Below are 12,693 nucleotides of genomic sequence, written 5' to 3'. Positions count from 1 at the left end.
TTTATTCTGGATTCTGAGGGGAGTGTTTATGAGTATATTAAAACAGGAAGCAGCTAAAGCTGCTCTGGCTTACGTCGAAGACGACATGATAGTCGGCGTTGGCACCGGTTCGACTGTTAATTATTTTATTGACGCACTGGCTGCCATCAGGCACCGCATCGATGCCTGTGTGGCCAGCTCCGTAGCAACTGAAGCCCGTCTGCGGGCTGCAGGCATTCCTGTTCTGGATTTGAATGCCGCTGGCGACCTCCCCCTGTATGTCGATGGTGCCGATGAAGTCAATCAGCGCCATGAAATGATCAAAGGCGGCGGTGGCGCCCTGACCCGGGAAAAAATTATCGCCACGGTTGCACGCAAATTTGTATGTATCGTCGATGATTCCAAAGTCGTCAGTCACCTCGGAGCGTTCCCTGTGGCGGTAGAGGTTATTCCCTCGGCCCGCAGCTACGTCGCGCGTCAGTTAATCAGGCTGGGGGGCGATCCGGCTTATCGTGAAGGCTTCGTGACGGATAACGGCAACATCATTCTCGATCTGCACAATCTCGAGATTCTGAACGCCGTCGCCATGGAAGAATCCATCAAACAGATAACCGGTGTTGTGGATTGCGGTCTGTTTGCAAAACGACTGGCCGATCACGTGCTGGTTGCCGGCAGCCAGGGCGTTACCCATCTTTTGAGTTAAGCGTAAGGGACCATACCATGATTGCCAAAACACCTCTTCATGCAAACCATGTGGCCAGCGGTGCCAGAATGGTTGATTTTCACGGCTGGGAAATGCCTCTGCATTACGGATCTCAGCTGGACGAGCATCATGCCGTTCGGCAGCACGCAGGCATGTTTGATGTGTCACACATGACCGTGGTCGATGTGCTGGGCGCAGGCGGACGCCAGTTTCTGCGCCACCTCCTGACCAACGACGTAGACCAGCTGCAACACAGCGGACGCGCACTCTATTCCTGCATGTGCAATGAGCGCGGCGGCATTATTGACGACTTAATCGTGTACCAACGTGCTCCGGATAATTATCGCGTTGTTCTGAACTCGGCCACACGCGAGCGCGATCTTGCCTGGATCCTGTCCAAATGCGACGGATTTTCGGTTGGTCTGCAGGAGCGTCATGAGCTGGCCATGATTGCGGTTCAGGGCCCTGAAGCACGTGCGCAGGTCATGAGTGTTCTTGACGCGGCGCAGGCAGATGCCATTTCCACCCTGACGGAATTCGAATGTGTGGACGTAGACAAGTGGTTTTTTGCCCGCACTGGATACACCGGTGAAGACGGTTTCGAAATAATCCTGCCGTCCCAGGACGTCTCCGCTTTGTGGACGAAGTTGCTGCAGGCCGGCGTGAAACCCTGTGGCCTCGGTGCCCGCGACACCCTGCGTCTGGAAGCCGGTCTGATGTTATACGGTCAGGATATGGACGAATCAACCTCGCCACTCGAATCCGGACTGGCCTGGACCGTCAAATGGCAGCCGGAAGATCGTAATTTTATTGGCATGGGCGCGCTGTTGTCACAGAAGCGAGAAGGCGTCTCCCGCAAACTGGTGGGCCTGATTCTGAATGACAAAGGCATTATGCGCAGCGGCCAGCGTGTTGTTGTTGAGGGTGCGCGGGATGGTGTTATTACGAGCGGCAGCTACTCACCAACGCTGGCCACCTCCATCGCCCTGGCACGCGTTCCGGCTGAAACCGGTGATCAGGTCATGGTCGATATCCGCGGAAAACTGCTGCCGGCACGTGTGGTGAAACCCCGTTTTGTCAAACATGGTCAGGCTTTATAACGAATAAGGAGTACAGGATGAGCGAATTAAAATTTACCCATACACATGAATGGGTTCAGGCCGGTCAGGACAGCATGACGGTAGGTATCACCGATCATGCTCAGCATCTGCTCGGTGATATGGTGTTTGTTGATTTACCGGAAATCGGCAGGGAAGTAGCGGCAGGTGACGAGCTGGGTGTACTGGAGTCGGTCAAGGCGGCATCCGATTTTTACGCACCAGTCAGCGGCGTGATTGTTGAAGTCAACCAGGAGGTGAATGCCAACCCGGCGCTGGTGAACAGTGAACCTTATAACGCCGGCTGGCTGGTAAAAATACGGGCCAGTAATCCAGACGAGTTAAATCGCCTGCTGACATCTGACCAATATGAAAAAGTGTGTGCTGAGGAATAACAATCATGCCCTATATCCCCCATACCGAGGAAGACATTCGTGTTCAAACCAGCACGATAGGTGTAAACAGTATCGATGAACTGTTTGATGAAATTCCGGCGGCGCTGCGCATTGATGGATTTCAGACTATTCCACCGGGCAGCGGTGCCATGGCCATGCTGCAGCAGGCAAACCAGCTGGCAGGCGCAAATCGCAACGGTGTCTGCTTTATGGGGGCCGGGAGCTACGAGCACCATATTCCAGCCGCCGTCTGGGATATTGCTTCCCGCGGGGAGTTTTTGACCTCTTACACGCCTTATCAGGCCGAAGCCAGTCAGGGAACGCTGCAGCTGTTGTATGAATTTCAAACGATGATTGCCGAGTTGACTGGTATGGACGTGGCGAATGCGTCTCTGTATGACGGTGCCACGGCTCTGGCCGAGGCTGTTTTAATGGCCGTACGCATTAACCGGCACAGCAAGTCCAACCGGATACTCGTGGCAGGGACCCTCCATCCCCTGTATCGGGAAACGATAGAAACCATTGTCAGGAACCAGCATATTGAATTGATTACTCTGCCCTTTGACCGCCAGGAAGGGGTTACCTCGCCTGCGGCTCTCGATGCGTATCAGGGTGAGGACATCTGCGCGCTGATTATTGTACAGCCCAATTTCTTTGGCCGCTTTGAGCCGGTTGACGCGTTGACAGACTGGGCGTCGGCCAACAAGGTTGTGAGCATTGCCTGCGTAAACCCGGTGTCGCTGGCCTTGCTGAAGCCACCCGGCGAATGGGGAGCACATGGTGTAGATATCGTGTGTGGAGAAGGGCAGCCCCTGGGGGTGCCCATGGCTTCTGGCGGCCCTTATTTTGGCTTTTTCAGTACACGCATGGAGCATGTAAGACAATTGCCTGGGCGCCTGATTGGCCGCACCGTCGATAAAGACGGTAATCCCGGATTCTCTCTGACTCTACAGGCACGTGAGCAGCACATTCGACGTGGCAAGGCCACATCCAATATCTGCACGAATCAGGGCCTGCTGGTTACCGCAGCGACCATCCACATGAGCCTGCTTGGGCCTGATGGCCTGCATCAGGTGGCGGTGCAATGCCATCAGAACACCAACAGACTGATTGATGCCCTGGTGCAGATTCCGGGCATTGAACGGGCGTTTCATGGCCCGGTTTTTCACGAGGCACTGCTGCGTTTCGATCGCCCGCTTGACGGCGTGCTGACGGCCTTGCGGGAGCGAGGAATTCTGGGTGGCTATCCCGTGCAGACGCATTATCCTGAACTGGCAGATTGCCTGCTGGTCTGTGCCACAGAAATGCGCACGGATGCCGAGATCAATGATTACATCAAGGCCTTAACACACATTATGTCTCAACGAGGTGCAGCATGATCATCATTCAAATGCAGTACAAGACAAAACTGACGGAAGTGGACAAATACCTGCAGGCACATCGTGAGTTTCTTGATTATTACTACAAACAGGGTCTGCTGGTGGCCTCAGGCCCGATGAAGCCACGTACCGGCGGTATTATTATCGCAGCCAGTAACGACAAGGCGGCAGTGGAGGCCATTTTCAAAAAAGATCCCTATTATCTGGCTGAAATTGCGGATTATCAGTTTATTGAGTTTGTACCCGTTAAACACTGTGCCGAATTAAGCGATATCATCCAAAAAATGGAAGGTAAACTATGTTGATATACGAGCGTTCACAGCCCCAGCGCCAGGCTATGGCGCAGGCTCCCAGAGACTCCCGGCACGAGCTGTCGGTTCCTGCCGATTTGCAGCGCAAACGTGCGCCACGACTGCCCAGCTGTTCTGAACTGCAGGTAGTCCGGCATTACACCCGCCTGTCTCAGAAAAACTTTGCCATTGATACTCATTTTTATCCCCTTGGTTCCTGTACCATGAAATACAACCCGCGTGACGTGCACAAAGCGGCGTCACTGGGTGGATTTCTCAATCGTCACCCACTCGCTCCCGAGGCCGGCAGTCAGGGCTTTTTGCAGGCGATATACGAGCTGCAGACCTATCTGGAAGAAATCACCGGCATGGTCGGCGTGTCCCTGACACCCATGGCTGGTTCTCAGGGAGAATTTGCCGGTGTGGCCATGATTAAGGCCTATCATCAATCGCGCGGCGATACCCAACGCGATGAAATGCTGATTCCGGATGCGGCTCATGGAACCAATCCGGCGTCGGCGGTAATCTGCGGCTTCAAGGTTGTCGAAATACCAACAGCGAAAGACGGTGATATCGATCTGGATGAGCTGCGTCGCCACGTTGGGCCAAGAACCGCCGGAATCATGTTGACCAATCCGTCTACTCTAGGGCTTTTCATGCGCCAGATCAGCGAGATTTCAGCCATCATCCATCAGGCAGGCGGTCTGTTGTATTATGATGGCGCCAATCTGAATGCGATTTTAGGGCAGGTAAGGCCTGGCGATATGGGGTTTGACGTGATGCACCTGAATCTGCATAAAACCTTCGCGACCCCACATGGCGGCGGCGGGCCAGGAGCGGGTCCCGTAGCCGTTGGCAAGCGTTTGCTGCCCTATCTGCCTCTGCCCGTGGTTGTGAAAGACGACGCGGCCTACCGTTGGGCTACAACCAGCGATTTCCCACACAGCATCGGGCGCCTGTCCTGTTTTATGGGCAATGCCGGTATTTTGCTGCGTGCGTATTTTTATATTCGCGTGCTGGGCAGGGAAGGTTTATTGCGCGTATCGAAATTTGCCACTCTGAATGCAAACTATCTGCTGAAAAAACTCGGCGATGCCGGTTTTACCCCCGCTTATCCCGAGCGCCGTGCCAGCCACGAGTTCATCCTGACCCTGAGTCAGGAAAAGAAACAGTTTGGTATCACGGCCATGGATCTGGCCAAGCGTCTGCTTGATTACGGTTTCCACGCGCCCACCACTTATTTTCCATTGCTGGTGCCAGAATGTCTGTTGATTGAACCGACGGAAACCGAATGCCGGCAGGAACTCGACGCCTTTGTAGAGGCCATGAAAGCGATACGCCATGAGGCCGAGGTAAACCCTGATCTGTTAAGGAATGCGCCACATGATTTACCGGTCAAACGACTGGATGACGTGAAGGCGGCGAGGGAGCTGGATTTGAATTATTTTCATAAACAGCCCGATTAAAATAAAAAATGTAATGATTTGTTTTCAAGTTGTAAAGAAAACACTTTGCTATTAAAAAAAAATACGCTATAAAAGAAATACCTGAATCAAGGATTGACAGGTGAACGGGTAGCGTAACGTTCCATATGCTGTGTCTTGCCAGGCAGGACGCGGCACGGTTCGCTAAACAGACTATTTTTTCATGGAGTGAAAAATGAACAGCAAGGTGTTTTCCCAGCGATTTAATCGCGAATTATCGTTGTTGGGATTTCCGGAAGAATTGTCGGAAAAAACCAAAGCCGTATCAAAAGTATTTGGTGTAACCCGCCATTTGGCTAACGCTATGATCTTTGGTCATCTGCTGCCACCTGCGGAACAATTGGACAAAATTGCTGAAGTTCTTGAAGTCTGCCCTCAATGGTTGTCCGGCGCGACTGAGAGAAAGAAAGCTTACTCTGGTAAAGAAACCGTAGAAGACGTGTAGTGCCCGGAGAAATGGATTATAATCCGCATGCAGGTGATGTGCTCAGTGTCTAGTACTGTTTCCATACATGTCAAAACTATATGGAAATAGTACTAGACACATCACCGCTCAGAGTGATTTCATCAATAGTCAAACCGTGATTGTTCAGGACGGCACGCTGAATTTTGATGAAATAGCCCTGATTACCGCCGTTATTGAAGGTTATTTTAATCATGGAATGCTTAAGTTATTGCATCGCAAACACTATCGATCTGCCCCGTTTGGATACTCTGTTCAAATCAAGCCCTGAGCGTTATCAATCTGTTAAGTCTCGCGACGTGTTGAAAATAAGCTCAATTGAAAAGCCGGGCTTTGTCCTTTTTATTTTTAAAAATGGAACGGTGGTATCCTGGGGGATTAAGCGTCACCGAATCACCGGCTATCTTGACACCATCAAACCATACTGCGACCGACTGGTGCCGTTTTCTGTCCACGATGAGTTCAGTTATCAGGTTGGTGATAAAACCGCGATTGAGCCCCATGATTATTTTGATGTGGATTGCATTACCATGGACGGCGACAACGATGATCTCAAGCTGAGTCTGTCCTACGGGTTTTCGCAGTCGGTGAAGCTGCAGTATTTTGAAACCATCATTGAAGCCCTGATTGACAAATATTCCCCCTTGATACAGCGCCTGTCGCACAAAGGGCAGATGAATATCTCCCGTAATAAGGTACGACAGATTATTGGCGAGATTCTCAACGCCAAAAGCGAAATGAATCTGATCAGTAACTTTCTCTACCATCCGAAATATTTCTGGCAGCATCCTACTCTGGAAGAGTACTTTACGATGCTGGAGCGTTATCTGCACATCCAGCGCCGCGTTAACGCGATTAATCATCGCCTGGATACGCTCAACGAAATCTTCGATATGTTCAACAGTTATCTGGAGAACAAGCACGCGCATAATCTCGAAATTATCATCATCGTGCTGATTACCATCGAGATCATCGTTGCTTCCATGAGCATGCACTTTTAACCTGATCTGGAATCAGAATATGACAATACGTGAAACGCTGTTGGAAGAACATAAAAATAAATTATTAAAAGCTATTGCTCATCTTGAATACAGCTATAAAAAAGTGCTGCTGCTGCCGGCCGAACCAGACCGGCTGGATGAAGAAACCCTGGAAACATGGGAAAGTTTTTCAGCCCGCTTTGCCCGCGTGGCTGATGTGTATCTGATGAAATATATCCGTACCTATGTGTTAGTTGAAGATCCCGGGTTCAGCGGTAGTTTTCGTGATTTCATCAACCAGGCAGAAAAATTGAATTGCCTGGATAATGTTGATTTATGGATGGCTATTCGTGAGTTACGAAATATCTCTGCTCATGAATATACGGATCGGGACCTTGCCGAATTTTTCATTCGTCTGCGCAAAGAGGCTCCTGTTCTAATTGCCATTAAAGACAGGATTTAATAATTGTGCGCCTGACCAGTCAACAAATCGAGGATTTGATTCGCGCTATAACGCCTTATCTGGATAAGATGAGCGCGGAATTAAGATTATATGGAAGTCGGGTTGACGATACTTGCAGAGGTGGCGATATCGATTTGCTGCTGCTTCTTGACAGTCCTGAGCACGCGATGGCATTAAAGAGCGAAAAACACTATATCCTGGCTTCAATTAAAAAATATCTCGGCGATCAAAAAATAGACTTGCTAATCACGAGCAGAGGGATTGAAACAGATGCGACGTTTTTAAACATTATCTATCCGAAATCCATCCTGTTGACACAGGTCATGCCTCACGGCCGCTCTGGCCATTAAATACAACGTCTACTCATATCAGCTATCACGCTCCAGGGCTTTATAACTGGCCAGGGCAAAATTCCGTGCCTTGTTGTGATCTACCAGACGATGCGGATAATCCCGGCCCAGTGTAATCGCCAGCTGGCCGAAAGGTGCTTCCCAGGGTTTGTGAATCCATTTACTGTTGACCGAATGCAGCTCGGGAACCCATTTTTTTACGTATTCACCCGCGGGATCAAATTTTTCTCCCTGTAATACCGGGTTGAAAATCCGGAAATAGGGGGCGGCATCGGCACCGCAACCGGCGACCCACTGCCAGCTGGCGGAGTTGTTGGCCAGATCGGCATCCAGCAGCGTATCCCAAAACCAGGCAGCACCCACGCGCCAGTCAATCAACAGGTCCTTGATTAAAAAGGAAGCAACGATCATCCGCACCCGGTTATGCATATAGCCACTGTGCCAGAGTTCACGCATACCGGCATCGACAATTGGGTAGCCGGTCAGGCCACGCTGCCAGCGCTTCAGCGCTTCATCGTCCTGCTGCCAGGGAAAGGCGTTGAATTCGCTTTTGAAATTCGTGTCTGGCAGACCCGGAAAATGGTAGAGCAGATAATGCGAAAACTCACGCCAGCCCAGCTCGGCCAGAAAGCGATCAGTGGAGTGAAGGTTACAGCCAGGAAGCTGCCTCGCTTCCTGAGTGGCCTGCCACAGACGCCATGGACTTATTTCGCCAAAATGCAGATGCGGCGACAGCCTGGAGGTGGCGTCGCGAATGGGAATATCGCGTTCGCTCCCATACTGTCCCAGTTGATTCTTGATAAATCTGCTTAAACGATCTAATGCACCCTGTTCGCCAGGCTGCCAGTAGGTCTGAAAGCCAGCCGCCCAGTTGGGATTCTGCGGCAGCAGGCGCCAGTCCTCCAGACTATCGCTCTGAGCTGACAGGGGGGCCGGCCACTGCTCTATACTACAGGATACAGGCTGAGGCATCTGGAGCAGACATTGTCGCCAGTAGGGGGTGAATACTTTGTAGTATTGACCGCTTTGATTACTGACCGTCCACGGTTCATTCAGCAAGGCGCCATTAAAGCTTTTCACCGTGACACCACGAGCTGTCAAGGCCGTCTTGATCGCCGTATCGCGTTCAATCGCCTGGGGTTCGTAGCAGCGGTTCCAATAGACTGTGTCTATTGAATGTTCGTCAATCAGCTGCAGCAGGATGCTTAATGGATCACCTCGACGCAGGCAGAGATTCAAACCATGTTCATGTAGATTGGCACGGAGAGCCGACAGGCTGTGATGCAGCCACCAGCGCTGTGCGCCTCCGCCGGGCAGGCAGTCGATATAGAGGGGCAGCAGGGAGCTGTGAGCCTGACAGGCGGCCTGTAAGGCCGGGTTATCCTGACAGCGTAAATCCTGGCGGAACCAGTAGAGGGCAGACGACATATTGTTTTGCAGGTTTTAACGGGCGTGGCGAAATTGTAACAGCGATATGCCTTGTGAGCGAGAGTGAGAGAGGGGGATTTTGATGCCTGTTTTTGAGATCGCCGTCATGACAGGTGTCTGTGGAGCCGGGGCTCCGTACCCAGAACTCTGCCCGCAATGACGCGCAGAGTTCTGGGCACGGAGTCTGAGGCTTAAATCAAACCGGCTTTTCTGAATTCCGCTTCCTGTAAACGGTGGGCAAAGTCTTCATCCGATTCCCCGTGCAAGGCTATAGCCTGGTCAATCTGGTTGATGTCTATTTTGTTGTGTATCCCGCTAAACAGGCCATGTTTATTAGCCAGCAGAGCCTGTGTGTATTCTGCAACAGCTGCCTCTGCCGATGGCACTGTTTTCTCTTGCGTGGCCGGCAGGACAGGTTCGTGGTACTCCACCATTTCTTCGACAGAAGACAGAGAGGACTCCTCTTCCAGCTCTTCAACAGCTGATAAAGCAGGCTCTATCTTGTCCTGTTGATGGAACAGGGCTTCTCTCAGCGCCTGGGAATGAGTCAGGGGGCTGAAGCCACCATCCGGACTGGTAATATAGCGCCAGGCATTCAGTACATGAGTACCGCAATCATAGTCGTTAAACTGGGCGCCAGTAGTCTCAAAAGTAACGGTCTCTGTCACGCCGAAATCAGTCAGAAGTTTCTGAGTTGCCTGCATCATGGACAGCTGTCTCTGAGACAGACCCTCTTCCTGCATTTTCTGGGAGTCTCTCACGCGCCAGCTATTCTCGAACCGGATCAGATAAAACCAGTGTCCGTCATGATTTACGGGCAGGAAAATGATCGGTACGTTCTCGCTTGCAAGCAGTTTCCCTAATTCTTCATCCTGGCTTTGAGTACGCTCGGTGAGGGAAAACGGCTCCATCGTCAGCACATCCTCCGAATGATAGCCGGGGTTCGCCAAAAGAGTTTTCATGTCTTCCATCGTAAGCAGGCTTTCTTCTGCAAAAAAGCCCATTTTTGCGTGTTGATCTGCAACAGAAAGATACGCCCGGGCGTACGTTTGCCGCGTTAAGGCATCCGCCTGGGCTGAGGCTGCGCTAAAGTCGCGTCGCCAGTCTTTTAGCACTTCCGCTGAGCGGCCAGTAACGATGTGAAGCACGCGATTCAGCAGATTCTGGCCAGTAGCGAAATGCAGATGAGCCAGATTATAAAGCAATATGTCATTATCAATGCAAAAGCGTATCAACTGCTCCTTGTTATTCGCAAAACGATTAGGATAAGTAGTTAACTCGCGCAGCTCATCGTATTTTGACTGTAACATAACCTGTTCAGCAAAGGATAAAGCCATGGCAGACACCTCAAAAAAATGTTTGGAGCAGGGGTATTTTTTTCACGCAGACAGTATAACCCAAACCCGATACCTTATATAGTATCGCATCAAGATTAAGGAAACCTTAACCCAGAGCTTCTATGCTGATACGAAACCATAAACTGAGTCTGCTGCAACAGCAGGATCTTGAACAACTCGCTGCGCTTTGCCTTGCAAAAGACGGTGGGCTGCCAAAAATTTATCATGATCTGCTCAGCCAGCAACGGGAAACGGAAAGTAATTTTCTTTACTATCAATCTGACAGACTGGTTGGTTTTGCCAGCGTGTATTTCTTCTACGAAGATGCCTGTGAAGTCAGTCTGCTGGTGGCGCCTGAACTGCGTAAGCAGAGAATAGCGCGTGAGCTGGTCCGAGCCATGCTGCCTCTGCTGGTGAGTCGTGGCATGAAAAGGGTGATTTTTTCCTTTTCTGACACGTCGGACAACGACTGGATCCAGTCGTTGGATTTTGTGTATTACAACAGCGAATACCATATGCGTCGCGACAGCCCCGACGCACCACCGCTGCAGCCGCGCCAGCTGCATATTCGCCGGGCTGTTATGGATGATTTACCCGTTTTGTATTACCTTGATAAAGCCTGTTTTTCCGAACACCACGCCGATATGACGCAGCGCTTTACCCGTTTACTGCTCAATCCGGAGTACGAGATACTTGTGGCGGAAAAAGACGGGAAATGCCTGGGAAAAGCACATTTGCGCTGGCAACCCGATACGGTGCTGTTGTCTGATATCGCGATTGCACCGCCCTGGCAGGGGCTGGGGCTGGGCAGTGAATTGTTATCGCAGGTGATAACGCACGTACTGTCACTGGGAAGGCAGGTGCTGAGCCTTGATGTCGAAAGCGACAAAAGCACAGCGCTGAATCTGTATTTAAAGCAGGGATTTCGCATCATCACGCGTTACGAATACTGGCAGATTGAACTGGAAAAACTGTCGCGCATATTCCTGTTATCCTGAGTATTGCATTCTCGCGATTGCGCGGTCATAATTTCGGCCTTTACGGTTTGTACGGTGCCGTTTTTTTGATGAAGCGGCTCATGCCAGATGGACGATGTTTCAAGGGTATGAAATGAAAAAACGAGTAGTAATTACTGGGATGGATATCGTTTCCTCCATCGGAAATGGACTGGATGCCTTTTGGCAGGCCGCTGTTCAGGGACATTGCGGAATCAAACGGATTCAGCAGTTCGACCCATCTCCATATCCAACACAGATTGGCGGGGAAATCACCGATTTTACCCTCGATGACCTGCCCGAATTCGATAAAAGCAGGCGTTATTCCCTCGCAACCCGTTATGCCCTGTATTGTTCCCATCACGCGATCAGGCGCTCCGGTCTTACGCCGGCTGAGCTGGCTCATGCCGGGACGTTCATTGGCACCAGCGTTGCAGGGGCGGCTGAGCTGGAGCTGGACGCCTACCGTGCCTTTATCACGGAAAGCTGGAAAAAAATTCCGGCACTCAGCGTGCTGCGCTTTATGCCCAATTCCGTTGCCAATCAGATTGCTATCACATTCGGCCTTGGCGGTCCTAATTCTACCGTATCCAATGCCTGTGTTTCCTCTGCGGAAGCGATAGGTAACGCCTATCACCAGATTGCGCAGGGGCGTCTGGCGGTTGCCCTGTGTGGTGGTACGGAGTCCCTGCTCTGGGAAGCCATTATGGCCGCCTGGTGCAAACTGCGCGTCATGTCCACTCAGAATGAGCAGCCAGAACTGGCCTGCCGACCCTTTGATATTAACCGCGACGGCATGGTCATGGCGGATGGCGCCGGTACCTTGATTCTGGAGGATCTGGATCATGCGCGCGCACGTGGTGCTACGATTTATGCCGAGATCCTGGGGTTTGGCGCAAGCTGTGATGCCTATCATATTACCGCCCCCAACCCCGAAGGACAGGCGCGTGCCATACAGGCCGCTCTGGCGGATGCCCGCCTGTCGCCGGGAGACGTGCAATACATCAACGCACACGGAACAGGTACGCCTTTGAACGACAAGGCGGAAACTGAAAGCATCAAGGCGGTTTTTGGAGATCGTGCCTACGAGATTCCGATCACCGCGCAAAAATCGATGACTGGTCATTCCATCGGTGCGGCCGGTGTAATGGAGATCATTGCCACGGTCCTGTGTCTGCAACAGGATACCCTGCTGCCCACCATTAATCTGCATGAACCAGATCCGGCCTGTGATCTGGATTACGTGGCCAATCAGGCGCGCAAAAAGAAAATTGATATCGCCCTGTCTAACCACTTTGCCTTTGGTGGTTCCAACGCGGCTCTGTTGTTAAAAAGGGCGTAGACTGGGCT

Annotated in this window: 15 protein-coding genes; 12 read left to right on the top strand and 3 right to left on the bottom strand. The window is 51.5% G+C overall.

What is annotated here, in order from left to right:
• Nucleotides 1-28 precede the first annotated feature (28 nt).
• From rpiA to ACQUTA_RS06900, 7 genes are all read left to right on the top strand, one after another.
• Nucleotides 29-682: a ribose-5-phosphate isomerase RpiA gene (gene rpiA, locus ACQUTA_RS06930; RefSeq protein ID WP_444987500.1), complete on the top strand. Its 654-nt coding sequence runs from the start codon at nucleotides 29-31 to the stop codon at nucleotides 680-682.
• A gap of 17 nt (nucleotides 683-699) precedes the next feature.
• Entirely contained in the window at nucleotides 700-1,782 is a 1,083-nt protein-coding gene (gcvT, locus tag ACQUTA_RS06925; RefSeq protein ID WP_444987499.1) for a glycine cleavage system aminomethyltransferase GcvT, read from the top strand.
• Nucleotides 1,783-1,799: 17 nt separating this feature from the next.
• Nucleotides 1,800-2,174 carry a glycine cleavage system protein GcvH gene (gene gcvH, locus ACQUTA_RS06920; RefSeq protein ID WP_444987498.1) on the top strand — a complete coding sequence of 125 codons (375 nt, stop codon included), beginning with the start codon at nucleotides 1,800-1,802 and terminating at the stop codon, nucleotides 2,172-2,174.
• Nucleotides 2,175-2,179: 5 nt separating this feature from the next.
• Entirely contained in the window at nucleotides 2,180-3,553 is a 1,374-nt protein-coding gene (gcvPA, locus tag ACQUTA_RS06915) for an aminomethyl-transferring glycine dehydrogenase subunit GcvPA (RefSeq protein ID WP_444987497.1), read from the top strand.
• Nucleotides 3,550-3,858, top strand: coding sequence for a YciI family protein (locus ACQUTA_RS06910; RefSeq protein WP_444987496.1), 309 nt, complete (start codon nucleotides 3,550-3,552; stop codon nucleotides 3,856-3,858). The genes gcvPA and ACQUTA_RS06910 overlap by 4 nt, the downstream gene beginning before the upstream one ends.
• Nucleotides 3,852-5,309, top strand: coding sequence for an aminomethyl-transferring glycine dehydrogenase subunit GcvPB (gcvPB, locus tag ACQUTA_RS06905; protein WP_444987495.1), 1,458 nt, complete (start codon nucleotides 3,852-3,854; stop codon nucleotides 5,307-5,309). Before ACQUTA_RS06910 ends, gcvPB begins: the two co-directional genes overlap by 7 nt.
• A 193-nt stretch (nucleotides 5,310-5,502) precedes the next feature.
• A complete protein-coding gene (locus ACQUTA_RS06900) occupies nucleotides 5,503-5,772 on the top strand; it encodes a hypothetical protein (protein ID WP_444987494.1) in 270 nt (89 codons plus the stop codon).
• 76 nt (nucleotides 5,773-5,848) lie between these two features.
• Here the strand turns inward: ACQUTA_RS06900 and ACQUTA_RS06895 are convergent, their stop codons facing one another.
• A complete protein-coding gene (locus ACQUTA_RS06895; protein WP_444987493.1) occupies nucleotides 5,849-5,986 on the bottom strand; it encodes a hypothetical protein in 138 nt (45 codons plus the stop codon).
• On the opposite strand from ACQUTA_RS06895, the gene ACQUTA_RS06890 reads away from it, so the two are divergent.
• The 3 genes from ACQUTA_RS06890 to ACQUTA_RS06880 are packed head-to-tail and all read left to right on the top strand — an operon-like array spanning nucleotide 5,985 to nucleotide 7,583.
• Nucleotides 5,985-6,791 carry an RMD1 family protein gene (locus ACQUTA_RS06890; protein WP_444987492.1) on the top strand — a complete coding sequence of 269 codons (807 nt, stop codon included), beginning with the start codon at nucleotides 5,985-5,987 and terminating at the stop codon, nucleotides 6,789-6,791. The two genes, ACQUTA_RS06895 and ACQUTA_RS06890, sit on opposite strands and share 2 nt — an antisense overlap.
• Nucleotides 6,792-6,810: 19 nt before the next feature.
• Nucleotides 6,811-7,233 carry a hypothetical protein gene (locus ACQUTA_RS06885; RefSeq protein ID WP_444987491.1) on the top strand — a complete coding sequence of 141 codons (423 nt, stop codon included), beginning with the start codon at nucleotides 6,811-6,813 and terminating at the stop codon, nucleotides 7,231-7,233.
• 5 nt (nucleotides 7,234-7,238) lie between these two features.
• A complete protein-coding gene (locus ACQUTA_RS06880) occupies nucleotides 7,239-7,583 on the top strand; it encodes a hypothetical protein (protein ID WP_444987490.1) in 345 nt (114 codons plus the stop codon).
• Between the two features lie 18 nt (nucleotides 7,584-7,601).
• Here the strand turns inward: ACQUTA_RS06880 and ACQUTA_RS06875 are convergent, their stop codons facing one another.
• Both ACQUTA_RS06875 and ACQUTA_RS06870 read right to left on the bottom strand, forming a co-directional pair.
• Nucleotides 7,602-9,011 carry a cryptochrome/photolyase family protein gene (locus ACQUTA_RS06875; protein ID WP_444987489.1) on the bottom strand — a complete coding sequence of 470 codons (1,410 nt, stop codon included), beginning with the start codon at nucleotides 9,009-9,011 and terminating at the stop codon, nucleotides 7,602-7,604.
• A 191-nt stretch (nucleotides 9,012-9,202) separates the two neighbouring features.
• Nucleotides 9,203-10,348, bottom strand: a complete 1,146-nt coding sequence (locus ACQUTA_RS06870) for a hypothetical protein (RefSeq protein WP_444987488.1) — start codon at nucleotides 10,346-10,348, stop codon at nucleotides 9,203-9,205.
• Nucleotides 10,349-10,470: 122 nt separating this feature from the next.
• On the opposite strand from ACQUTA_RS06870, the gene ACQUTA_RS06865 reads away from it, so the two are divergent.
• Entirely contained in the window at nucleotides 10,471-11,346 is an 876-nt protein-coding gene (locus ACQUTA_RS06865; protein ID WP_444987487.1) for a GNAT family N-acetyltransferase, read from the top strand.
• 112 nt (nucleotides 11,347-11,458) lie between these two features.
• Nucleotides 11,459-12,685: a beta-ketoacyl-[acyl-carrier-protein] synthase family protein gene (locus tag ACQUTA_RS06860; RefSeq protein WP_444987485.1), complete on the top strand. Its 1,227-nt coding sequence runs from the start codon at nucleotides 11,459-11,461 to the stop codon at nucleotides 12,683-12,685.
• Nucleotides 12,686-12,693 lie beyond the last annotated feature (8 nt).

It is taken from the genome of Legionella navarrensis, from assembly GCF_052527415.1.
Note: the sequence above shows the minus strand (reverse complement) of the source record. Positions and strands in the feature narration are given on the sequence as shown.

Coding starts and splice junctions, on each gene's coding strand:
- rpiA (WP_444987500.1), top strand. CDS start 29: ATGAGTATATTAAAACAGGAAGCAGCTAAAGCTGCTCTGGCTTACGTC.
- gcvT (WP_444987499.1), top strand. CDS start 700: ATGATTGCCAAAACACCTCTTCATGCAAACCATGTGGCCAGCGGTGCC.
- gcvH (WP_444987498.1), top strand. CDS start 1,800: ATGAGCGAATTAAAATTTACCCATACACATGAATGGGTTCAGGCCGGT.
- gcvPA (WP_444987497.1), top strand. CDS start 2,180: ATGCCCTATATCCCCCATACCGAGGAAGACATTCGTGTTCAAACCAGC.
- ACQUTA_RS06910 (WP_444987496.1), top strand. CDS start 3,550: ATGATCATCATTCAAATGCAGTACAAGACAAAACTGACGGAAGTGGAC.
- gcvPB (WP_444987495.1), top strand. CDS start 3,852: ATGTTGATATACGAGCGTTCACAGCCCCAGCGCCAGGCTATGGCGCAG.
- ACQUTA_RS06900 (WP_444987494.1), top strand. CDS start 5,503: ATGAACAGCAAGGTGTTTTCCCAGCGATTTAATCGCGAATTATCGTTG.
- ACQUTA_RS06890 (WP_444987492.1), top strand. CDS start 5,985: ATGGAATGCTTAAGTTATTGCATCGCAAACACTATCGATCTGCCCCGT.
- ACQUTA_RS06895 (WP_444987493.1), bottom strand. CDS start 5,986: ATGATTAAAATAACCTTCAATAACGGCGGTAATCAGGGCTATTTCATC.
- ACQUTA_RS06885 (WP_444987491.1), top strand. CDS start 6,811: ATGACAATACGTGAAACGCTGTTGGAAGAACATAAAAATAAATTATTA.
- ACQUTA_RS06875 (WP_444987489.1), bottom strand. CDS start 9,011: ATGTCGTCTGCCCTCTACTGGTTCCGCCAGGATTTACGCTGTCAGGAT.
- ACQUTA_RS06870 (WP_444987488.1), bottom strand. CDS start 10,348: ATGGCTTTATCCTTTGCTGAACAGGTTATGTTACAGTCAAAATACGAT.
- ACQUTA_RS06865 (WP_444987487.1), top strand. CDS start 10,471: ATGCTGATACGAAACCATAAACTGAGTCTGCTGCAACAGCAGGATCTT.
- ACQUTA_RS06860 (WP_444987485.1), top strand. CDS start 11,459: ATGAAAAAACGAGTAGTAATTACTGGGATGGATATCGTTTCCTCCATC.